22 protein-coding genes, 2 tRNA genes, 1 other RNA gene and 2 pseudogenes are annotated in these 20,725 nt (G+C 72.9%); 17 read left to right on the top strand and 10 right to left on the bottom strand.

The window, feature by feature from the left end; all coding sequences use genetic code 11:
* Nucleotides 1–21: 21 nt before the first annotated feature.
* Nucleotides 22–120: signal recognition particle sRNA small type (gene ffs, locus ABZ858_RS33665), an RNA gene on the bottom strand.
* Nucleotides 121–192: 72 nt separating this feature from the next.
* On the opposite strand from ffs, the gene ABZ858_RS33660 reads away from it, so the two are divergent.
* Together ABZ858_RS33660 and ABZ858_RS33655 are read left to right on the top strand one after the other, a co-directional pair.
* Nucleotides 193–277, top strand: a tRNA-Ser gene (locus ABZ858_RS33660).
* 166 nt (nt 278–443) lie between these two features.
* On the top strand, nt 444–710 hold the full coding sequence (locus tag ABZ858_RS33655) for a hypothetical protein (RefSeq protein WP_361387510.1): 267 nt from the start codon (nt 444–446) through the stop codon (nt 708–710).
* Between the two features lie 233 nt (nt 711–943).
* On the opposite strand, the gene ABZ858_RS33650 is transcribed toward ABZ858_RS33655, so the two are convergent.
* The 3 genes from ABZ858_RS33650 to ABZ858_RS33640 form a co-directional block, all read right to left on the bottom strand.
* Nucleotides 944–1,888, bottom strand: coding sequence for a hypothetical protein (locus ABZ858_RS33650; RefSeq protein ID WP_361387507.1), 945 nt, complete (start codon nt 1,886–1,888; stop codon nt 944–946).
* Nucleotides 1,889–1,899: 11 nt separating this feature from the next.
* Nucleotides 1,900–2,106 (bottom strand): hypothetical protein, encoded by a 207-nt coding sequence (locus tag ABZ858_RS33645; protein ID WP_361387504.1) that lies wholly within the window; start codon nt 2,104–2,106, stop codon nt 1,900–1,902.
* Nucleotides 2,107–2,231: 125 nt separating this feature from the next.
* Nucleotides 2,232–2,429: a hypothetical protein gene (locus ABZ858_RS33640; protein WP_361387501.1), complete on the bottom strand. Its 198-nt coding sequence runs from the start codon at nt 2,427–2,429 to the stop codon at nt 2,232–2,234.
* A gap of 163 nt (nt 2,430–2,592) precedes the next feature.
* On the opposite strand from ABZ858_RS33640, the gene ABZ858_RS33635 reads away from it, so the two are divergent.
* Nucleotides 2,593–3,501 carry a DUF72 domain-containing protein gene (locus ABZ858_RS33635; protein WP_361387498.1) on the top strand — a complete coding sequence of 303 codons (909 nt, stop codon included), beginning with the start codon at nt 2,593–2,595 and terminating at the stop codon, nt 3,499–3,501.
* Between the two features lie 30 nt (nt 3,502–3,531).
* On the opposite strand, the gene ABZ858_RS33630 is transcribed toward ABZ858_RS33635, so the two are convergent.
* The 3 genes from ABZ858_RS33630 to ABZ858_RS33620 all read right to left on the bottom strand — a co-directional run bounded on the left by ABZ858_RS33630 (nt 3,532) and on the right by ABZ858_RS33620 (nt 8,874).
* Entirely contained in the window at nt 3,532–5,790 is a 2,259-nt protein-coding gene (locus ABZ858_RS33630; protein WP_361387495.1) for a copper resistance protein CopC, read from the bottom strand.
* A 121-nt stretch (nt 5,791–5,911) separates the two neighbouring features.
* A complete protein-coding gene (locus ABZ858_RS33625; protein ID WP_361387492.1) occupies nt 5,912–6,550 on the bottom strand; it encodes a GNAT family N-acetyltransferase in 639 nt (212 codons plus the stop codon).
* A complete protein-coding gene (locus ABZ858_RS33620; RefSeq protein ID WP_361387489.1) occupies nt 6,550–8,874 on the bottom strand; it encodes a penicillin acylase family protein in 2,325 nt (774 codons plus the stop codon). The genes ABZ858_RS33625 and ABZ858_RS33620 overlap by 1 nt, the downstream gene beginning before the upstream one ends.
* A gap of 144 nt (nt 8,875–9,018) precedes the next feature.
* Between ABZ858_RS33620 and ABZ858_RS33615 the strand changes: the two are divergent.
* Both ABZ858_RS33615 and ABZ858_RS33610 read left to right on the top strand, forming a co-directional pair.
* Nucleotides 9,019–9,468: pseudogene (locus ABZ858_RS33615) on the top strand (HhH-GPD-type base excision DNA repair protein); the annotation flags it as partial.
* Nucleotides 9,469–9,567: 99 nt separating this feature from the next.
* Nucleotides 9,568–10,281 (top strand): HdeD family acid-resistance protein, encoded by a 714-nt coding sequence (locus ABZ858_RS33610; RefSeq protein WP_361387486.1) that lies wholly within the window; start codon nt 9,568–9,570, stop codon nt 10,279–10,281.
* Nucleotides 10,282–10,418: 137 nt separating this feature from the next.
* Here ABZ858_RS33610 and ABZ858_RS33605 read toward each other — a convergent pair.
* Nucleotides 10,419–10,902: pseudogene (locus ABZ858_RS33605) on the bottom strand (helicase HerA-like domain-containing protein); the annotation flags it as partial.
* A 304-nt stretch (nt 10,903–11,206) separates the two neighbouring features.
* Between ABZ858_RS33605 and ABZ858_RS33600 the strand changes: the two are divergent.
* Both ABZ858_RS33600 and ABZ858_RS33595 read left to right on the top strand, forming a co-directional pair.
* Nucleotides 11,207–11,503: a type II toxin-antitoxin system VapB family antitoxin gene (locus ABZ858_RS33600; RefSeq protein WP_004943146.1), complete on the top strand. Its 297-nt coding sequence runs from the start codon at nt 11,207–11,209 to the stop codon at nt 11,501–11,503.
* Between the two features lie 100 nt (nt 11,504–11,603).
* Nucleotides 11,604–12,230 carry a LytR C-terminal domain-containing protein gene (locus tag ABZ858_RS33595; protein WP_361387643.1) on the top strand — a complete coding sequence of 209 codons (627 nt, stop codon included), beginning with the start codon at nt 11,604–11,606 and terminating at the stop codon, nt 12,228–12,230.
* A 168-nt stretch (nt 12,231–12,398) separates the two neighbouring features.
* On the opposite strand, the gene upp is transcribed toward ABZ858_RS33595, so the two are convergent.
* Nucleotides 12,399–13,034: a uracil phosphoribosyltransferase gene (upp, locus tag ABZ858_RS33590; RefSeq protein WP_361387483.1), complete on the bottom strand. Its 636-nt coding sequence runs from the start codon at nt 13,032–13,034 to the stop codon at nt 12,399–12,401.
* 222 nt (nt 13,035–13,256) lie between these two features.
* On the opposite strand from upp, the gene ABZ858_RS33585 reads away from it, so the two are divergent.
* The 8 genes from ABZ858_RS33585 to ABZ858_RS33550 all read left to right on the top strand — a co-directional run bounded on the left by ABZ858_RS33585 (nt 13,257) and on the right by ABZ858_RS33550 (nt 17,889).
* Nucleotides 13,257–13,466, top strand: coding sequence for a hypothetical protein (locus ABZ858_RS33585; protein ID WP_361387640.1), 210 nt, complete (start codon nt 13,257–13,259; stop codon nt 13,464–13,466).
* 388 nt (nt 13,467–13,854) lie between these two features.
* Nucleotides 13,855–14,400 carry a hypothetical protein gene (locus ABZ858_RS33580; RefSeq protein WP_361387637.1) on the top strand — a complete coding sequence of 182 codons (546 nt, stop codon included), beginning with the start codon at nt 13,855–13,857 and terminating at the stop codon, nt 14,398–14,400.
* A 128-nt stretch (nt 14,401–14,528) separates the two neighbouring features.
* Entirely contained in the window at nt 14,529–14,960 is a 432-nt protein-coding gene (gene tadA, locus ABZ858_RS33575; protein ID WP_361387634.1) for a tRNA adenosine(34) deaminase TadA, read from the top strand.
* 64 nt (nt 14,961–15,024) lie between these two features.
* Nucleotides 15,025–15,109: transfer RNA gene (locus ABZ858_RS33570), tRNA-Ser, on the top strand.
* Between the two features lie 88 nt (nt 15,110–15,197).
* Complete coding sequence (locus ABZ858_RS33565; RefSeq protein WP_361387480.1) at nt 15,198–15,374, top strand: hypothetical protein; 177 nt, start codon at nt 15,198–15,200, stop codon at nt 15,372–15,374.
* Nucleotides 15,374–15,667 carry a Dabb family protein gene (locus ABZ858_RS33560; protein WP_361387477.1) on the top strand — a complete coding sequence of 98 codons (294 nt, stop codon included), beginning with the start codon at nt 15,374–15,376 and terminating at the stop codon, nt 15,665–15,667. Before ABZ858_RS33565 ends, ABZ858_RS33560 begins: the two co-directional genes overlap by 1 nt.
* 189 nt (nt 15,668–15,856) lie before the next feature.
* The gene (locus ABZ858_RS33555) at nt 15,857–16,720 is read left to right on the top strand and encodes an RNA polymerase sigma factor SigF (protein ID WP_361387631.1); all 864 of its coding nucleotides are present in this window, start codon (nt 15,857–15,859) and stop codon (nt 16,718–16,720) included.
* Nucleotides 16,721–16,965: 245 nt separating this feature from the next.
* On the top strand, nt 16,966–17,889 hold the full coding sequence (locus ABZ858_RS33550) for an RNA polymerase sigma factor SigF (RefSeq protein WP_361387474.1): 924 nt from the start codon (nt 16,966–16,968) through the stop codon (nt 17,887–17,889).
* Nucleotides 17,890–18,049: 160 nt separating this feature from the next.
* On the opposite strand, the gene ABZ858_RS33545 is transcribed toward ABZ858_RS33550, so the two are convergent.
* Nucleotides 18,050–18,247, bottom strand: a complete 198-nt coding sequence (locus tag ABZ858_RS33545) for a hypothetical protein (RefSeq protein WP_361387472.1) — start codon at nt 18,245–18,247, stop codon at nt 18,050–18,052.
* Between the two features lie 247 nt (nt 18,248–18,494).
* On the opposite strand from ABZ858_RS33545, the gene ABZ858_RS33540 reads away from it, so the two are divergent.
* Both ABZ858_RS33540 and ABZ858_RS33535 read left to right on the top strand, forming a co-directional pair.
* A complete protein-coding gene (locus tag ABZ858_RS33540; protein WP_361387470.1) occupies nt 18,495–19,001 on the top strand; it encodes a MarR family transcriptional regulator in 507 nt (168 codons plus the stop codon).
* A 13-nt stretch (nt 19,002–19,014) separates the two neighbouring features.
* Nucleotides 19,015–20,725 (top strand): MDR family MFS transporter (locus ABZ858_RS33535; RefSeq protein WP_361387467.1); only part of this gene is annotated, 1,711 nt, incomplete at its 3' end.

Here is a 20,725-nt window from a genome sequence, read left to right as displayed (position 1 = left end):
TGACAACCGGACCGGCCCACGAACGAGAGCGCCCCCCACGCACCCGCCAGAGCCGACCTACCCTTGCTGCCTTCCGGCCCTGGGGGAGTTCAGTCAGATAGCGCCGCGTGAGGGGCTGCGCAAAGAGTACCTGATCCAGGCCCCCGGGAACGAGTTCGCGAGCACTCCCTCGCGTCATGTAATGTCTCCAGCGGAGGATTCGCCTAGAGGCCTAGGGCGCACGCTTGGAAAGCGTGTTGGGGGCAACCCCTCACGAGTTCGAATCTCGTATCCTCCGCCGGCTGAAGGCCCGGACCGTTGCGACGGTCCGGGCCTTCGTCATATTCCGGGAAGTCTTTGTCTCGGTCTTTGTCATGCCCCTTGCCGTGGTCCTTGCCGTGGCGCCGGGCCCCGTCACGGTCCGCAGACGTTCGCCGTGAGGCACATCACGGGGGCGCGCCGCGGTGCCACAGTCCCCTGGCCGGTCGTCCTACCGCCTCTGCGCCCGCGACGCCGGGCACCGAGCCGTCCCCTACGTACACGCGCCCGACGTTCTGCTCGTCGCCGGGTCCGGCCGGCACGGCTTCACCTACCGCGTGACCAACGTGTCCAAGGTCAAGGTGATGGAGACGGACGTCAGCCTCGACCTCGGCACCGCCGACCGAAGCTCGACGACATCGCCCAACTGGACGTCACGGTCCTCTCCCCCGGCAGCACGCCCGGCAAGGTGAAGGACTCCGAGGGCGAGCCCGGCAAGGCGGGCGCCGGAGGCGCGGGTGCCGTGTTCGTCGTACGCCGCCGCAGGGGTGGGTCCGCTTCCTGGCCGGTCGGTTCTCAGAGGGCAGGGACCACTTGTCACCGGGCGTACGCCAGGGAGCCGGACCGTGCGTCGCGGTCCGGCTCCTCTTCAGCGTCCTTCACCGACCATCACTGATATGCGCCGATCTTCAGCGACTTCTCCGGCTCACCGGGGCGGCGCCGTGGTCGCCGGTGCCGGGGGCGTCGTCACGGGCGCCGGCTCCTCGGCGGCCGGGTCGGGCGGTGTCGGCCGGTGCAGGCGGTGGCGGGGGAAGGGGCGGCGGGGCGGGCGGGTCAGGGTGATCTGGCGTACGAGTTGCTGGAAGCAGGCCAGGGAGGCCAGGCCCGGCAGGGCGGCCGCCGACACGTCGATGACCGTCTTGGGCGCCTGGATGACGCACAGCAGCATCGCGATCGAGGAGAAGAGCAGCACCACGCACCAGGAGTGGACGGCGCGCCGCTGGTGCAGGGCCGCGCGCAGTACCGACAGCGACGCCACCAGCCAGGGGCCGTACACCAGCAGCGGCCACCAGGACGCGACGCTGCCCTGAATCCGGGCCACCGCCACGATGCGCAGCGGGTCGTAGGCGACCATCCCGCCGAAGAAGCTCACCGAGGAGGCCGTCACCGCGGCCAGCGCGGCGATCAGATGACTCGCGGCGCGGATTCCGTTCGGCCGCTTTCGTTCCCGTACTTTCCGGTGGCCCCGGGCGGCGTCCCGCAGAGGGGGGAGTTCCGCCGTGATTTCCTGGAGTTTTTCCAAGGAGGTGTTCGGGGTGTTCGAGGTGTTCGGGTTTTCGTCGGGTGGCTCGGGTGTGGGTGCCGTCGCGCTTTCGACGGGAGGAATTGTTTCCGGGTCCTCGGGGTGCCGGGTGGCCGGGAATTCGGTGAATTCCGTCCGCTGCTGCTCCACCATGGCGTCCTGGAGCATGAAGGCCAGTTCCTCGGCGGGGTCCCATGCCGAGTCCGGCGGGATCAGGGGGCCGGAGAAGAACTGGGTCGGGGCCCGGTGCCGGCCGGTGCCGGGGACGGACCCTTCGAAGGGGTCCTGGGCCGGCTGGAGATAATCGGCGGAATAGCCCGCGCGTCGGTCGATACGCTCGTCATACATGGCGGGCCCGGCTATTCGGACCGGGCGAACACGGACCGGCCGCCCGCGCCGACCCAACGGCGGGCCAGGTCGGCTTCGAGGGCGCTCATCTCGTCCAGGAAATCCCGCAGCAGTTCCTCGGTCACCTGACGGGGGACCGGGGGACCGCCTCTGGTCAGGGTGCCCTTGGCCACTTCCGTACTCGCGTCCTCGCGCTCGCGGCCCACGAGCAGACCCAAGTACCCTTCCCTGGATGCCTTAGTCATGTCCCACCTAACGCCACCCGTCTTCCCCAGATGCGCGGCAAACGGGTGAAGGAATTCCCCGTTCGGGTCTGTATTGTGCGATCGGATGCATCATCCGTTCAGCCGACGAGATGGGCGTCGGGCGACGAATCCTCGGGGAGAGCGTCACCCGCGAGCGGACGGGTGTTGTTCTGCAGCACCATGTCCATGTGCCGGCGGCGGCGCAATTCCTCGGCGTCGACCCGCCAGAGTCTGCACTGATAGGGCGGGAGGAGAATCGATCCCACAGTGCAGGCCGATGCGGACGCGATCAGCATCCAAAGGGTGATATTCCACATGTTCTTCTCCGTGGCCCGGCGGTGCGACACACGAATAACTCGACGGAATATGCAAGGTCACGGAACTGAAACAAAAGGTCCCCGAGTGGCCCAACCGGATGACTTGTGACTTGCATTCCATCCCACGGGGCAACCGCCCGTCATGGGCGAGATCCTGGTCGGTGCGTGTTCGTGGACGGACCCCCTGCTGGTGCGCAGCGGGTGGTACCCGGTGGGGTCGCGGGACGCGGAGGGGCGGCTGCGGCACTACGCCGCCCTGCTGCCGGTCGTCGAGGTCGACTCGACGTACTACGGCCTTCCCAGCGCGCGCAACAGCCGGCTCTGGGTGGAGCGGACACCGGACGGGTTCGTCTTCGACGTGAAGGCGTTCTCGCTGCTCACCGGGCATCCGGCCCGGTCTGCCGCGCTGCCGGAGGAACTGCGCGGCGATCCCCGCGATCCCGGGCTGCTGGACGCGGTGTGGGAACGCTTCGCCGAGGGGATCGAGCCCCTGCGCCGCGGCGGACGGCTGGGCGGTGTGCTGTTCCAGTTCCCGCCCTGGTTCCGGCCGGGCGCCCGCGCCGAGGCGTTCCTCGCCGACTGCGCCGAGCGCGCCACCGCGGCCAAGTGGCCCGTCTCGGTGGAGTTCCGCCACCCCGCGTGGTGGCGGGAGGGACAGGCCGCCGCGACGGCCGCGCTGCTGCGCCGGTACGACTTCGCCGCCGTCGCCGTGGACATGGCGCAGCAACTGCCCTCCTCCATACCGCCGGTCACCGCGGTCACCTCGCCCCGGCTGTCCGTCGTCCGGTTCCACGGGCGCAGCACGGCATGGGGGACCGGGAGCAAGGAGGACCGGTTCCGGTACGACTACGCCGACGCGGAACTCGCCGAGTGGGTACCGCGGTTGCGCGCGCTGGCCGGGCGGGCCGCGCGGGTGCACGTGCTGTTCAACAACTGCTGCGGCGCCGCGGCGGTCGGCGCCGCCGAGCGGATGCGCGCGCTGCTCGACGGGGGGTCCTCCTCTTCCCAGGGCTCCCAGGGCTCCTCCGGTCGCCTGGGGCAGCGCCCGTAGCGGCTGCTGGGGCAGTACCCGTAATGGCTCCTAGGGCAGCACCCGTAGGGGCTTCGTCGCGCTCGCCTGGTCGAGGTCCGACACCCGTACGGTCACCTTCGCGGTCCAGGTGCCGGGCATCGGGAGGGTGAGGGAGTCGGTCCCCCAGTAGCCGCCCCGGTCGGTGAGCCGGGCGTCGAGCGGGCCGATCCCCCGGTCCGGCAGGGTCAGGGCCAGGCGGAGTCCGGGGACGGTGGACAGGCCGCCGTCGGGGCCGAACACCACAGCCTCCACCGCGTTCTGGCCGACGCGTCCCGGTTCCAGGGTGATCTGCACGCTGCCCCGGCCGCCCGGCGCGCCGGTGTCGAACGGGACGGTCGTGACGGCGGCGCCCGGCACCCCCGCCGCGGGCGCCGCCTGGGACCCTTCGGCGACGGCCCGGCCCGGCGCGGTGCCGGTCAGCACCGTGGTCACCACCAGGACCACGACGCCCACGGCGGCCTCGGTGAGGACGGAGCGGCGCAGTCCACGGTGGCGGGGGTCGGGGGCGGGCGGCCGGGGGGCCTGCGGCGCGGCCGCCGACTCCGGCTCTGCCACTGCCTCCGCTTCCGGCTCTGCCTCTGTCTCCGCTTCCGGCTCTGCCTCTGCCTCCGCGTCGGGCTCGGACCTGGCCTCGGGTGGCGCCGGTGGTGGTGCGGGGCGTGGGGGGCCGCCGACCGGGGCCGGGGTCCGTGCGCGGAGCGTCCGCGCGGGGGTCACCGGCCGGACGGTCACCGTCGTCGCCGTGTCCGTCCCCTCCGTCGCGAGGAGTCGTGCCGTCCAGTGCCGTGAGCGTCCCGCGGCGGCCAGCAGCAGTGCCACCGCGGCCAGTTTGGCCAGGAGCAGCCTGCCGTACGCGGTGTCGGTGAGCCCGGCCCAGGAGCCGAGGCCGCGCCAGGACTGGTAGGTGCCGGTGATCACGAGGACGGTGACGGCGAGGAAGGCGATCCGCGAGAAGCGGGCCACCGTCGCCGCCGGGGCCGGTGCCGCCCGCCGCAGTGTCGACAGCAACGCCGTCAGGCCGCCCAGCCACACCGCCATCGCGAGCAGGTGCAGGACCGAGGACGTCATCGCGAGCGGGACCTGGAGGCCGGCCGCGGCGTGGTCGGACGCGGCCCAGGTCAGAGCCAGGGCGAGGGCCAGCGCGGCGGCCGTGGCCAGGACTGCGGGGGAGGGACGGTCCGCGCCGGGCTCGCCGGCTTCCGGTCGGTCCTGGTGGCCCGGTCGGTCCTGGTGGCCCGGGTGGTCCCGGTGGTCCTGGTGGTCCCGGTGGTCCCGGTGGTCCCGGTGGTCCCGGTGGTCCCGGTGGTCCCGGTGGTTCGGGTGGCCCGGGTGGTCCCGGTGGTCCGGGAGGTCCGGTCGGTGCTGGTGGTTCGGGTGGTCCCGGTGGTCCGGGAGGTCCGGGAGGTCCGGTCGGTGCTGGTGGTTCGGGTGGTCCAGGTGGCCCAAGGGGTCCGCCAGGCCGCGCCGGGAGAGGCGTAGGACGTGGGTGAGGAAGGCGGCGACCGGTGCGAGCAGGGCCAGCCGGGTCAGCAGGGCCAGGCCCGGGCGGCCGGTCAGGGTGTGGGCGAGTGCGGCGCGGGAGAGGGCCGTCGCCGGGCCCGTGCCCGCCTCGTAGGGTGCGCGCAGCACCAGCAGGACGGCCGTGGCCGCCAGCAGGCCCCACCAGCCCGCGGCCAGCGGGCCGCGCGGCGGGCCCGCGCCGTGCGGTGGACGGCACAGCAGGACGAACGCCGCCGTGCCGATGAGCAGGGCGGCGGCGCCGTACGCGGCGTAGCGGGCGAGCGCGTACAGGGCGGCGGTCACCGGGTCCTCGGTCGGGCCGGTGCCGGGGACGGCCGGTGCGGCGGTCGGTCGTCCCACGGAGAAGGTGAGGGCGCCGGAGACCGGGTGGCCGTCCGCGGACACCACCCGCCACGCCACGGTGAACGTGCCCCGGCCCGCCCCGGCCGGGAACGCGACGCGGGCCGTGTCCGCGCGGCCGGGCGCGTGAGCGGCCTCGCCCGTGCGCAGGCGGCGGCCGTCGGGGCCGAACAGGCGCAACGAGCCGTCGAGCAGCGCGACGGACTCCGTGAAGGTCAGCGTGACCGTGCGAGGGGCCGCCGTGAGGACGCTCCCGTCGGCGGGGTCGGTGGCCCGCAGGGCGGCGTGCGCCGAGGCGGGTCCGGCGCCGCCGAGGAGCGCGAGCACCAGCAGCGCGCCCAGCAGCACCGGCCGCGGCAGCAGCCCTCGGCGCCCCTCGCGTCCCGCGCACCACCGCCCTCGGGTCACGTCGCTCCTCCGCCTCGGCACTCGCCTCACCGGCCCACCGGCCCACCGGCCCACGGATACACGTACGGACGCAGGCGGCGCGGCGCTCACCCGAGAGGGAATCCGGGTGCGAGCGCGGCCGTCAGGAGGCGTGCGGGAAGGCCGTCTCGCGTGGGAGGAAGGCCAGGCGGGCGTGTTTCTGGGGCAGGTAGACGTCGGGGAGGTCGATCTCGGGCAGGACGACGGCCGGTCCCTGTTGGAAGCCCTCCCGCAGGAAGCGGGCCAGGGCCTTGGTGTTGCGCGCGTCGGGGTCGACCACGACCCGTCGCCGGTCCATGCCCAGCAGGACGTACGTCAGCAGGGCGCGCAGCAGCGCCGAAGTCCAGCCGGGCCGCCGGCCGCCGGGTCCTGGCGGGGCGAGCAGCAGGTGGAGGCCGATGTCGCCGGGGCGGACCGGGTAGCAGGCGCTCACCCGGTCGGCCTCCGGCTCGTACGTCTGGAGCAGCGCGGCCGGGGAGCCGTCCCTGAGCACCAGGAAGGCGTGGTGGGTGGTGAGCGTAGCCAGGTGGGCGTAGACCTCGGCGACCTGGCGTTCCGTCAGCCCGGTCATGCCCCAGAAGGCGGCGCGTTCCTCGCTCACCCAGCGGTGGACCGTGGCGGCGTCGGCGTACGGGTCGAGCGGCAGGACGCGGACGGTGCCGTAGCCGTCGACGGTCTGCTCGTGGACGGCTTCGCGCGCGGCAGCGGACGTGCGGGCGGCGGCGTGCGGGGTGGCGGGCATCAGAGGTCGGTCTCCTTCTCCAGAAGGTCCCAGTCGGTGACGACCGGGGCGAGGGTGCCCGCGGTCCACAGGGGCAGCTGGTCGCGGTGGTGGGGCGCGCCGGGGACGCCGTCCGCGCCGAACGGCACCACCCAGCGGCTGTCCTCCCTGCGGGCCAGGTCCCAGACGTAGCGCGCCACGGAACCGCGGGCGGCGCGGTCGGTCAGCCCGGGTACGGAGGAGGTGCACAGCACGCAGTCGTGGTCGCCGGACAGGGCGGGTTCGTCGTCCGCCCGTTCCTGCGGCGTGCCGGTCGCGGGCAGGGCCCGCCAGGGGGCGAGGCGGTGCCGGGTGCCCCAGGGCGCGGCCGGGCGGCCGGCCGCCTCCTCCAGGGCGGCGCGCACGAGCGCCGGGCGGTCGATGCCGTACAGGTCCCGCGCGGCGAGGAGGTGTTCCAGGGCGTGGCCGATGCGCGGGACGAGGGCGAGCCAGGGCCCGAACACCTCCGGGTAGGCGGGCGGTTCGGCGAGCGGGGCGAACACCGGGTGGGCGGCGAGGCGGTGGACGACGGCCGTGCGCAGGGCCGCGTACGCGCCCGCGTCCACGCTGTCCGCGTCCATCCGGCGGTCCCAGCGCAGCAGGCGGTCGCGCAGGGCGGCCGCCTCCCCGGTCAGGCCGTCCAGGGCGGCCACCCGGTCCAGCAGCGGCGCGGCGGAGGCGAGGTGGGTGTCCCGGTGGACGGCGGGCATGTCGGCGGCGGACCAGGCGGCGCGTTCGGCGAGGAGGGCGCGGATGCGGTCGGCGCGGTGCGGCGGGGCGAACTCGACGCCGAGCGGGGCGGAGGGGCCGCGCTGGTTGGCCATCACCGCGACGCCGTCGGTCAGTCCGGCGCGGGGCGGCTCGTGCCAGCCCTGCCAGGCGTGGCCGGGCTCCCAGGCGGGCACCGGACGCACCCGGTTGGCCGGGGCGCGCAGCGGGACCCGGCCCGCGACCCGGTGCAGGGTGCCGCCCTCGGTGTCGGCGGCCAGCACGACGTTCACCGGCTCGGCCCAGGCGTCGAACGCGCGGTCGACGTCGGCGACCCGGCGGGCGCGCAGCAGCGGCAGCAGGGCGCCGAAGCCGAGGTCGTCGGTGACCCGGGGCGGGCAGCGGAGGCTGAGCGCCACCGGGATGCCGGGGGCGTCGGCGTCGGGGGTGCTTGGGGCGCCGGGGGTGCCTTGGGGGCCATGAGTGCCATGAGTGCCATGAGTGCCGTGGGCGGCACGCGCATCGGGGACGTCACGGACAGCACGGGCGTCACGGGCAGCATGAGTGTCACGTACGTCATGAGTGTCACGTACGTCATGAGTGCCACGTACGTCATGAGTGCCACGTACGCCCTGGATCTCCGGCCCGGGGCCGGAGTCGGGGACGCCGTCCAGTCCCTCCGGGCCGCCCGCGATCACCGGGCCCCGGTCGGTCTCGATGATCTCGATCTCGGCGGGTTCCTCGCCCGCGACCTCGATGGTCTCCGTGTGCCGGGTGGCGCGCCGCCAGGTCCCGTCGGGGCCGAGCGCCTCGACGCCGGCGCCGGTCCTGCGCAGCCGCTCCCGGTAGAGGTCCTGGTAGTCGGCCATGGCGTTGGTGATGGCCCAGGCGACCGTGCCGGTGTGGCCGAAGTGGGCGATGCCGGGGACTCCGGGGACGGCGAGGCCGACGACGTCGAACTCCGGGCAGGCCAGGCGGATCTGCTGGTAGACGCCGGGGTCCTCGACGAAGCGGTGCGGGTCGCCGGCGAGCAGGGCGTGCCCGGTGACCGTGCGCGCACCGCCGATCAGCCAGCCGTTGCTGCCGGAGGTGCCGGGGCCGTCGGTGGCGAACAGGGCGACGGCCCCGGGTCCGAGACGGCGTACGGCCTGCTCGCGCCAGAGCTTGGCCGGGAAGCCGGCGAAGAGGATGTGCGCGCCGAGCCAGATCCCGAACGGGTGCCAGGGCTCCCAGCGGCCGGGGGCGAGTCCGGTCCGGGTGAACTCGGGGGCGCGCGCGGCGCCCTGCGCGAGGGAGTCGTTGACGCCTTCGGTGTACGCCCGCACCCAGGCCGCCGTCTCCGGGTCCCGGCGCTCCAGGGCCGTGAAGCAGCGGCGGGCGGTGTCGTCGAGGCGGGCGCGCCGGGCGAAGACGTCCCAGGCGAGGACGGTGGGCCCGAGGAAGGACGCCGAGGTGCCCTGCGACCGGTGCCGTTCGACCTCCAGCTGCCAGGCGCGGTCCAGGGCGGTGACCCGGCCCTGGGCGCGGGCGAGTTCGAGGACGTCGCCGGTCCGCAGGTGCGGCACGCCCCAGGGGTCGCGGTAGGTCTCGGCGGTCACAGTCCCACCCTCCTTGTTTAGGTAAGGCTAACCTTACTTCCCGCTCGTCGCGCAACCCGCCCGGCCGCGTCGGCTGCGTGCCGCCGCCCCGCGGGCGATCATCGGGGCCACGGGGGTCCCCCCTGCCCCTAAAGAGCTTGGGGGAGGATCCAGGAGCTGTGCCACTACCTCGTCGAGCACGACGAAGGCGATCCCGAGGCGGTCTGGCGGGCAGCGGGCAGCGGGCAGCGGGCAGCGGGCAGCGGGCAGCGGGCAGGAACTGCTGCGGCGGCTGGAGGAGCTGCCCGGGTTCGGCAAGCCGAAGGCACAGATCTTCCTCTCTTCCTCGCGCTGCTCGGCAAGCAGCTCGGCGTACGCCCCGAGGGGTGGCGGCAGGCCGCCGGGGCGTACGGCGAACCGGAGTCCTTCCGGTCCGTCGCCGACATCACCGGACCCGAGTCCCCGACCAAGGTGCGGGCGCACAAGCAGGAGATGAAGGCCGCGGCCAAGACAGACAAGACAGACAAGACAGACAGGGCGAACAAGTCGGCCAAGTCCGGCGGGGCCGCCGAGCCCACCGGAGCCGCCGAGCCCTCCGAATCCGCCGGGGAGTGAGGCTCCCTCCGGGAGAGGTGACCGGGGCCGCGCCTGTGCCGGTCAGCCGAACGGCCCTCGGCGGTGGCGGCCCGCGCGCGTCCGATCCCAGCATGGACCATGACCGAGCCACCGAGCAGCGGCCCAGGCGGGCCGGGGTACGACGACCACCATGTCCACGGCGCCCGCGACCCACGGGCCCCGCACACGCCCCAGCCACCGCCACCGCGATCCGACCGGGACCCGTACGGCACGGCCCACGAGCCGCCGCTGGAAGGGCCCCTGCACTTCCTCTCCCGGGCCGCCTGGCAGGCCGTCCTCGCCACCGGTGCCGCCGCCCTGGTCCTGGGCGTCCTCGTGCTGCTCTGGCCGGGCGCCTCGCTGCTGGCCGCGGGCATCCTCTTCGGTGTCTACCTCGTGGTCAGCGGCGTGCTCCAGCTGGTGTCCGCCTTCGGCACGCACAAGGCCACCTCGCTGCGGGTGCTGGCCTTCGTGAGCGGGGCCCTGTCCATCGTGCTGGGCCTGTTCTGCTTCCGCGGCGCCATGCAGTCGATCCTGCTGCTCGCGCTGTGGATCGGCATCGGCTGGCTGATCCGCGGGATCACGCAGACGATCGCCGCGATCCACGACCGCACGGCACCCGCGCGCGGCTGGCAGATCTTCCTCGGCGTCCTCACCTTCATCGCCGGGATCGTCCTGATCGACTCACCGCTGACCTCGGTCGCCGTGCTCACCCTGATCGGCGGCTGGTGGCTGGTCGTGGTCGGCGTCATGGAGATCGTCACCGCCTTCCGCATCCGCGGGCACGCCCGGCAGGTGCCGCGCACGGTGTGAGGGACGGGGGCGGCCGATCGCCCGTCGCGCAGCCGGGCGCCGTTGCGCGGACGGCGCCCGGCTCCTCCCCGGCGCCCGGCGCAGCACCGCCGCCCCGCCCACCGCCGTACGCCCGCCGCCGTACGCAGTGGGCCGGCTCACCGCCATCTGCGGGCCGTGCCGAAGAGGGACCGGGTGATCTCCTTGCCGAGCTGGGTGCCCGCGGACCGGGCCAGGGCACGGAACACCCCGCTGCCGACGACCTGTTCGACGATCGAGGGCTCCGCCCGGGCCTCCCGTACCTCACGGGTCTCCCGTACCTCCCGTACCTCCCGTTCCTCCCGCTCGGCCGTCAGCTTCTCGTACGCCGACTCGCGGTCCACAGCCTGTGCATAACGGCCGTACAAGGGCGACCCCTGCACCGCGTGGTCCAGCAACGCGCCGTCGGCAGGGCCCATCAGGGAGTCGGGGGCCCGCAGGCGGGTGGCCGCGACCGGGGTGGGGGCGCCGCTCTCGCCGAGCACCCTCACCACCGCCTCCCCGATGCCGAGTCCGGTCAGGACCTCCCCCAGGTCGTACGCCGAGTCCGGGAAGGCCCGTACCGTGGCCCGCAGTGCCTTACTGGTCGTCGGGAGTGAAGGCGACCCGGGCCCGCGCCTGCGGCGGGCAGTGGCCGTCCCACAGGAGGGCACCCAGAACGAGGGCGGGCCCGGCGAAGGCGTACGCGGAGGCGATCCGCCGGGCCTCGGGCGCGAGGGCCGGGCCGTCCGCCGGGCCCCCGGACGCGGTCCCGCTCCCGCTTCCGCTCTCGCTCGTCTCCAGCCCCTGTTCTCCAGCCCCCGTTCAGCCACTGTTCCCGATTCGCCCGGGTTTGCCACAGCAATTCCAGCGTCGCACTGCGGTGCCGAGGCTGCGCCCGGAACCTCTGGGCCGGTAGGCTTTCCGTGTGATCTTCAAGCGCATCGGAAACGGCCGGCCGTACCCCGACCACGGCCGGGAAAGCACCCGGCAGTGGGCGGACGTCGCGCCGCGCCCGGTCCGCCTCGATCAGCTCGTCACCACCAAGCAGCAGCTCGATCTGGAGACCCTGCTCGCGGAGGACTCGACCTTCTACGGCGACCTCTTCGCGCACGTCGTGAAGTGGCAGGGCGACCTGTACCTGGAGGACGGGCTGCACCGGGCGGTACGCGCGGCGCTGCAGCAGCGCCAGGTGCTGCACGCACGCGTGCTCGAACTGGACTGAGCCTTTCGGGTTCTGCTGGGCCCCGTCTGATGATCATCCGATAGGAATCACCTGCGGGGCGCACTACGCTGCGCCCATGAGCATGCTGACTCCCCCCGGCATGGGCGGGAAGTACCGGATCACCGGGAACCGATACCCGCGGATGCGCAGGCCCCGGCGGCACGCCCGGCTCGTGCTCGCGGTCGCCGCCTCCGTCGTGGCGCTCGGGGTGATCGGCTGGGGAACGCTGCAGCTCATCGACGTCTTCACCGGCGGCAAGAAGGCGAGCGTGGCCGGCGCCGGGACGCACTGCGCGGCCGGCACGGCGGTCAGGTCGGGCCCCGCCCCGGCCGCCACCGGCCGCGCGCTGCCCGAGCCGGGCACGATCACCGTCAACGTCCTCAACGCCACGCCCCGCGGCGGACTCGCCAAGCAGACCGCCGACGAACTGAAGAAGCGCGGCTTCCGCATCGGCCAGGTGGGCAACGCGCCCAAGGAGTACGACAAGAAGGTCAAGGGCGCCGGGCTGCTCCTCGGCCCCGCCGCCGCCCTCGACACCTCGCTGCCGGTGCTCGCCACGCAGCTCCCGGGCGCCGAGCACCGCACGGACACCCGCAAGGGCGCCGACGTGGACCTGATCATCGGCGACGGCTTCAAGCAACTGGCCACCCAGCCGGCCGCCACGAAGGCACTGGCCGCGCTGAAGACACCCCGGCCGACAGCGCCGGCGCCGGGGAAGGGCTGCTGAGCGCGGTCCTCGCGGAGCGGGGATCAGGCCGCTCGCCCGGTCACCCGTACGTTCACGTTCTTCCCCCTGGGCGTCAGGAGGGCGTACCGCACGTCCGGTGGGCCTACGGGCGGCCGGAGTTCCGCGGCGGCCGGCGCGGCCGGTACGGACGGTACGGCCGCCGCGGAACTACTCCGCCGCCCCGTACATCCGGTCCCCCGCGTCGCCGAGACCCGGGACGATGTAGCCGTGCTCGTCGAGGCGTTCGTCGACCGAGGCCGTCACGACGGTCACCGGGGCGCCCGCCAGGTCGCGTTCCATCACGGCCACGCCCTCGGGGGCGGCCAGCAGCACCACCGCGGTCACGTCGTCGGCGCCGCGCCGGATCAGCTCCTGGATCGCGGCGACCAGCGTGCCGCCGGTGGCGAGCATCGGGTCCAGGACGTACACCTGACGGCCGGAGAGGTCCTCCGGCATGCGCGTGGCGTACGTCGAGGCCTGCAGCGTCTCCTCGTTGCGGATCATGCCCAGGAAGCCCACCTCGGCGGTCGGCAGCAGGCGCACCATGCCGTCCAGCATGCCGAGCCCGGCCCGCAGGATCGGCACCACCAGCGGCCGCGGCCGGGCGAGCTTGACGCCGGTGGTCTGGGCGACCGGCGTGTGGATGTCGACCTGCTCGGTGCGCACGTCCCGGGTCGCCTCGTAGGCGAGCAGGGTGACCAGCTCGTCGGCGAGCCGGCGGAAGGTGGCGGAGTCGGTGCGGCGGTCGCGCAGCGTGGTGAGCTTGTGAGCGACCAGGGGGTGGTCGACGACATGGAGACGCATGCGTCAACAGTAACCGGGCGCCGTACGCCCCCGCCCGCCCGCCACCTGCCCCCCGTCCGCGCCTCCCGTACCCGCCGCCGCCGGCACCGCCGTGGCATCAAACCCGCCGGCCGGGGGAAGGCGGGAGGGACGGACTGGGGTGGTGAACCGATGCCTGACCGGCAGAACCGCAACGACCCGTCGCCGCGCCGCCGGCCGCGGACGGCGGACACGCGCGAGCCCATGAGGACCCCGCGCGAGCCCATAGGGACCGCGGCGGCGCCCGTGCGGGACGCGGAGCCCGCGGACGCCGGTACCGAGCGCCGCCGGCGCCGCGCCCAGTTCCTGCGCGACCTCGCCGAGGCCCGCGAACTGCGCGACCGGGTCCAGCCCCGCCGTGCCAAGGCCGCCCGGCTGCGGCACGCGATGCGCATGCGCACCTTCCGCTGGTAGCGGCCGGCAGCACCGGGGCGGGTTCCGGCGGTCGCGCGAACCGCCCGCCGGTCCCGCCCGGGCCCCGCCCCGGACCCGCCCGGCGGAGGGCCACCGCGCGAAAGCGGAGGGCCACCGCGCGAAACCCGTGCCGACGTTCCGAGGCGGCCGTGCGTGGCCGCCGGGCAAAGCCGCGTACGATCCGCAGGTGGTGGCAACGAGTGCGCTGGTGGCTCCTTTACCGACGTGCGGCGAAACAGCCGGACACAGGGAGCCGAAGACATCCCCAGAACGCCTTGTTTCTGCCACGATTCCGAGTGGGTGGGGCTCGGAGCCCAGCTCTTCCCGCCCTGAACCTCCGCCGGGGGGACCCCCAACCGGCACGCCTATGACCAGTGGGAGAGTCACGGTGTACTTCGCCGCACTGCTCGCGCGCACCGAAGACGGGTGGGAAGCGAGCGACACGGAGCTCGACGATGTGGAGACGCTGTCCGACCTTGCCGACCTGGCCCGGGAGAGCGCGTCCGAGGACGACACCGTGCTCGTCCTCATCGAGCAGGAGGACGCGTGGTTCGGTGTCGTCCGCGTGGACGGCGAGGACGACCCTCGCATCTACGTCTCGGACGCCGCCGCGGCCGCGCGCAGTTCGTACGGCGAGATCCTGCTCACCGACGAACTGCTCGGCCGGGAGCCCGGTGACGACGGCCCCGACCTGGACTCCCTCGACCTCGACGGCACGGAGGACGGCGAGCCCTCCTCGGCCGGGGACGACGGGGACGACGGGGACGAGGCCGGTTCCGCCGACGCCATCACGCACAGCCCGCTGGGCGACGGCGAGATCCTCGACGACCTGGGCGTCAGCGAGAAGGAGCTGCGCGCCCTGGACGCGGACGACGCGCTGAACGCCATCGCCGAGGCCCTGGGCGCCTCGGAGGTCCTGGAGACCGTCCGCTGACCCCGCCCGACGGCACGCGACACCCGCACGACGACAAGCGTCACCCGCCCGACGGCACGCGGCACCCGGCCGGTCCCTGCGGACCGGCCGGTCCGGCCGACCCGGTGCGGGACCGCTGGCGGGACGCGATGCGGCTCGCCCTGGAGCAGGCCGGCGGGGCCGTCCGGGGCGGGGACGTCCCGGTCGGCGCGGTCGTGCTGGCCGCCGACGGCAGCACCGTGCTCGCCGCCGCGCACAACGAACGCGAGGCCACCGGCGACCCGACCGCCCACGCGGAGGTCCTCGCCATCCGGCGGGCCGCCGAACGGACCGGGCGGTGGCGGCTGTCCGGCTGCACCCTGGTCGTCACCCTGGAGCCGTGCACGATGTGCGCGGGGGCGATCGTGCTCTCCCGGCTGGACCGGGTGGTCTACGGCGCCCGGGACGAGAAGGCGGGCGCCGCCGGGTCGCTCTGGGACGTCGTACGGGACCGGCGGCTCAACCACCGGCCCGAGGTGATCGAAGGCGTGCTGGCCGGGGAGTGCGCCGGGGTCCTCACCGAGTTCTTCCGCACCCGCTGACCCGTCGCCCGCGGCCGGGAAACGGATTTCGGACCACGGCCCCCGGTGTTGTAAGGTCTCCCTCGGTAGCGTGTCCGAGCGGCCGAAGGAGCTCGCCTCGAAAGCGAGTGTGGCGCAAGTCACCGAGGGTTCAAATCCCTCCGCTACCGCCGATGAAGGGCCCCGTCCGGTGGACGGGGCCCTTCGTGCGATCATCGTGAGCCGCGGCAGGGCAACCAGCGTCAGGGGGAGACCGCGATGGCGATGAACGCCAAGAAGCTCGTCGTCTACGTGCTCGTGGTCTTCGTGCTGTACCTCATCATCACCGACCCGGCCAAGGCCGCCGACTACGTCCAGATAGGGTTCGAGGGCATATCGAACGCTGCCAAGGCCATCGGCGACTTCATGACGTGGGCGGCCAACGGAGGTAAGTGATGATCCGCCACCTGGTCCTCTTCAAGCTCAACGAAGGCGTCGGCCGCGACGACCCGCGTGTCGAGGAGGGCGTACGGGCCTTCCGCGCCCTCGGCGGCCAGATCGACGAGCTGCGCTTCTGGGAGTGCGGCTGGAACATCAGCGACCGGCCCATCGCCCACGACTACGCGATCAACTCGGCGGTCGAGGACACCGACGCCCTCAAGCGCTACCTGGAGCACCCGGCCCACCAGGCGGGCGTGGCACTGTGGCGCGAGTTCGCCACCTGGGTGATCGCGGACTACGAGTTCTAGAACCCTCCGTCCGCGTCAGGACGCACGGTCGCACGGTCGGCCCCGCACCGGAACGGTGCGGGGCCTTCTCATGCTCTATGCCCAAATTCATCCCTCAACACGTGCATATGCGGTGCTTGAACACTTAGCGCATGTCTTGTGATGCTATGACCGCTTTTGACGGATGAGTGGATCGACGAAGAGGTGGCGTTGACCGTGTCGGCCAGTACTGCGCCGCCCCAGGAGGAAGCTCCCGCCCCGGCCCCGGCCCCGGCCGCCGCCCCTGCCCCCGCCCAGACCCCCGAGAAGCGCCGTGGCGCCGACACCCGGGCCCTCACCCAGGTGCTCTTCACCCAGCTGAAGGGGCTCGAACCGGGCAGCCCGGAACACGCCCGCGTGCGCGGGGCGCTCATCGAGGCGAACCTCCCCCTCGTACGGTACGCGGCCGCCCGCTTCCGCTCCCGCAACGAGCCCATGGAGGACGTCGTCCAGGTCGGCACGATCGGGCTCATCAACGCCATCGACCGCTTCGACCCGGACCGGGGCGTCCAGTTCCCGACCTTCGCGATGCCCACGGTCGTCGGCGAGATCAAGCGCTACTTCCGCGACAACGTCCGCACCGTCCACGTCCCGCGCCGGCTGCACGAGCTGTGGGTGCAGGTCAACAGCGCCACCGAGGACCTGACGACCGCCTTCGGCCGGTCCCCCTCGACCGCCGAGATCGCCGAGCGGCTGCGCATCACCGAGGACGAGGTGCTGTCCTGCATCGAGGCCGGGCGGTCGTACCACGCGACCTCGCTGGAGGCGGCCCAGGAGGGCGACGGGCTGCCCGGGCTGCTCGACCGGCTCGGCTACGAGGACCCGGCCCTCGACGGCGTCGAGCACCGCGATCTGGTCCGCCATCTCCTCGTCCAGCTCCCCGAACGCGAGCAGAGAATCCTGCTGCTGCGCTACTACAGCAATCTCACCCAGTCGCAGATCAGTGCGGAACTCGGGGTCTCCCAGATGCATGTCTCGCGACTACTCGCGCGTAGCTTCCAGCGGCTGCGATCCGCAAACAGGATCGAGGCGTAACCGTCCCGAGCGAATCGCTCACCAGCACGTATTCCGGCCCGTGCGGCCCGAAAGACCGTCAGACCCCTTTCCGCCAGGGCTGATTCACGAATCCGATGTCGACTTGTCACTACAGCGTGTTGCCGACATGTGACATTCTGCGGGAAGCGCGTTTGCCGTGGCTTCGGCTCCGGTATTCAGGTGAAGGCTGAGCTCTCCTCGTCAGAGGGCCGGCCACGACCGTCCCGCGACCCAGAGGGGGTGGCATGTCCGCAGAACAGGGCAGCTCCGAGGTGTTGACGCTCATCAAGGGCGAGGCGCCTTCCCCGGCGCTCGAACCGATCGACGCCCTCGACGACGTGACGGCCCTTCCGGCCGTCGCGGCTCCGCCCACGGCGTTCGAGACCCCGACGTTCGAGGCCCCGGAAGTCATCGACACCCGCACGCTGTCCCGCTCCCTGTTCCTGCGGCTCGCCGTGCTCGACGAGGACAGCCCCGAGCGTGCGTACGTCCGGGACACCCTGATCGAGCTGAACCTCCCCCTGGTCCGCTACGCGGCCGCCCGCTTCCGCTCGCGCAACGAGCCGATGGAGGACATCGTCCAGGTCGGCACCATCGGCCTGATCAAGGCGATCGACCGCTTCGACTGCGAACGCGGCGTGGAGTTCCCGACCTTCGCGATGCCGACGGTGGTCGGCGAGATCAAGCGCTTCTTCCGCGACACCTCGTGGTCGGTCCGGGTGCCCCGGCGGCTCCAGGAGCTGCGGCTGGCGCTGACCAAGGCCAGCGACGAGCTGTCGCAGAAGCTGGACCGGTCCCCGACCGTGGGCGAACTGGCCGCCGTGCTCGGGGTGTCCGAGGAGGACGTCGTCGACGGCCTCGCGGTCGGCAACGCGTACACCGCCTCCTCGCTCGACTCGCCGGCCCCCGAGGACGACGGCGGCGAGGGCTCCCTGGCGGACCGCCTCGGCTACGAGGACACGGCGCTGGAGGGCGTGGAGTACCGGGAGTCGCTCAAGCCCCTGCTGGCCAAGCTGCCGCCCCGGGAGCGGCGGATCATCATGCTGCGCTTCTTCGCCAACATGACGCAGTCGCAGATCGGCGAGGAGGTGGGCATCTCGCAGATGCACGTCTCCCGGCTGCTGACCCGGACCCTGGCCCAGCTGCGGGACGGGCTCATCTCCGACTGAACCGGACCGGGCCGGGCGGGACTGAACCGGACCGGACCGGACCTCCCGACCTCCGGGCGGGCCATGACTCATCGGCCGCCGACGCGCCGTGCAGGCGTGTCGGCGGCCGTCGTGTGTCGCGGTCCGGCGGCCGTCGTGCGTCGCGTCCCGGCGGGCGGACCTACTTGAGCGCGAGCCAGGCGATGGCCGCGACGACGACCACGGCGACGACGACGCCGACGATCAGGCCGATGCGCGGGCCGGAGGACGTCTGCTGCTGCTGAGCCTGCTGCGGGGCCGCCTCGTCGACGAACGCGCGGAACATCTGGGTGCTGCCGGCGGGGTCGTAGTTGCCCTGGGGGCCCTGGGTGTTAGCCATGGGCCGAGACCCTAGCGAAGAGGCGGGCCGCTGCCCAAGTGGGGGGCCGGTTTGTCCGGTTGGCCGTGCGGAATCCCGTCGGCCACCCGCCCGTGGCGGTCGCACGTGTGTCCACCTCCGCCACCTGCGGATTTACGTCTGCAATACTTGCCTTTGCCAAGTTTTTGCCCTGCCGCCCCCCTGTTTGTTTGCCTGTAGCAACCAACCGTATGTATGGTTGCCCCAAGCAACGATTACGGGAGATGCGATGGCCGAGCAGGCGCAGTACGAGGAGCTGGCACGCCAGCTCAGCGCCGTCGGTGCCGTGAAACGGGACCTGGGCCGGATCCTGCCGGCCGACTGCCCGGCCGGCTCCGCCGCCGTGCTGACCCTGCTCGGCCGCCACGGTGACATGCGCATGAGCAAGCTCGCCGAGCTGCTCGCGGTGGACATCTCCGTCACCAGCCGGCACGTGGCGCACGTCGCCGCGCGCGGCTGGATCGACCGGCTGCCGGACCCGGCGGACAAGCGCTCGCGCATCCTGCGCCTGACGCCCGCGGGCCTCGACCGGCTCGACGACCTCTCCCGGCGCAGCTCGCGGCTGCTCGCCGAACGGCTGAGCGACTGGAGCGACGACGAGGTCGGCCAGCTGATCCGGCTGATGACCCGGCTGCGCGACAGCTTCGGCGACTGCCGGTCCGCTCCGGTCCGCGCCCCCGCACCCGCACCCGCACCCGTAGTCCACGAGACCACCCGTACACCCGCAAGCACCTAAGCAAAGGAAGCCCATGGCAACGACCACACCAGCCGGTGTACGGGCTCACGCCAAGCACGGGGGCGCGTCCCCGGACGGCGCTCCGATGACGCACCGGCAGATCATGGAGGCCCTCTCCGGGCTGCTGCTCGGCATGTTCGTGGCGATCCTGTCGTCCACGATCGTCTCCAACGCGCTGCCGCACATCATCGGCGACCTGGGCGGCGGCCAGTCCGCCTACACCTGGGTCGTCACCGCCGCCCTGCTGTCGATGACCGCGGCCACTCCCCTGTGGGGCAAGCTCGCCGACCTGTACAGCAAGAAGGCGCTCGTCCAGATAGCCCTGATCATCTACGTCGTGGCGTCGATGGCGGCCGGTCTCTCGCAGAACCCCGGCATGCTGATCGTCTGCCGCGTGGTGCAGGGCGTCGGCGTCGGCGGCCTGTCCGCCCTGGCGCAGATCGTCATGGCCGCGATGATCTCCCCGCGTGAGCGCGGGCGTTACTCCGGCTACCTCGGCGCCACCTTCGCCGTCGCCACCGTCGGCGGCCCGCTGCTCGGCGGTGTCATCACCGACACCTCGTGGCTGGGCTGGCGCTGGTGCTTCTACGTCGGCGTGCCGTTCGCGATCATCGCGCTGATCGTCCTGCAGAAGACCCTGCACCTGCCCGTCGTGAAGCGGGACGTGAAGGTCGACTGGGGCGGCGCCACCCTGATCGCCGCGGCCGTCTCGCTGCTGCTGATCTGGGTCACCTTCGCCGGTGACAAGTACGACTGGCTGTCCTGGCAGACCGCGCTCATGGTCGGCGGCTCGATCGTCCTCGGCCTGCTGTTCGCGCTGGTCGAGGCGAAGGCCGCCGAGCCGATCATCCCGCTGCGGCTGTTCCGCAACCGCACGATCACGCTGGCCTCGCTGGCCTCGCTGTTCGTCGGTGTCGCGATGTTCACCGGCACGGTCTTCTTCAGCCAGTTCTTCCAGCTGGCCCGGGGCAGGACCCCGACCATGTCGGGTGTCATGACGATCCCGATGATCGGCGGCCTGTTCATCTCCTCGACCGTCTCCGGCCAGTTCATCACCCGTACCGGCCGCTGGAAGGCGTGGCTGGTCAGCGGTGGCGTCCTGGTGACGGCCGGTCTCGGCCTGCTGGGCACCATCCGGTACGACACGGCGTACTGGCAGATGGCGATCTTCATGGCGCTGCTGGGCCTCGGCATCGGCATGATGATGCAGAACCTCGTGCTGTGCACGCAGAACCAGGTCGACCCGAGCGACCTCGGCTCGGCCAGCTCCACGGTCACCTTCTTCCGTTCCCTCGGCGGCGCGGTGGGCGTCTCCGCGCTCGGCGCGGTGCTGGCCCGCCGGATCACCGACTACGTCCAGGACGGCCTGGCCGGCCTCGACCCGAAGTACCAGGCCGCCATGGGCGCTTCCGGCTCCAGCGGCACCATCCCGGACCTCGCCAAGCTCCCGGCCCCGCTGCGCACGGTCGTGGAGAGCGCCTACGGGCACGGCATCGCCGACGTCTTCCTGATCGCCGGCTGCCTGGCGGCGGTCGCCTTCGTGATCACGCTGTTCATCAAGGAGGTGCCGCTGCGCACCCGGGGCGGCCTCGCGCAGGCGGCCGAGGGCGAGCAGGCACCGATCGACCCGGCCGCGGCTCCGGTGGTGGCGGAGGCGCAGGAGCGGCAGCCGTTGGCCGGCGCGGTGGCGGCTGATCAGTTCGCGGCTCCGGCCGCGGTGGGGC

This window comes from Streptomyces sp. NPDC047017, assembly GCF_040644175.1.
Taxonomy (GTDB): domain Bacteria; phylum Actinomycetota; class Actinomycetes; order Streptomycetales; family Streptomycetaceae; genus Streptomyces.
This window is presented reverse-complemented; position numbering and strand designations above follow the sequence as displayed.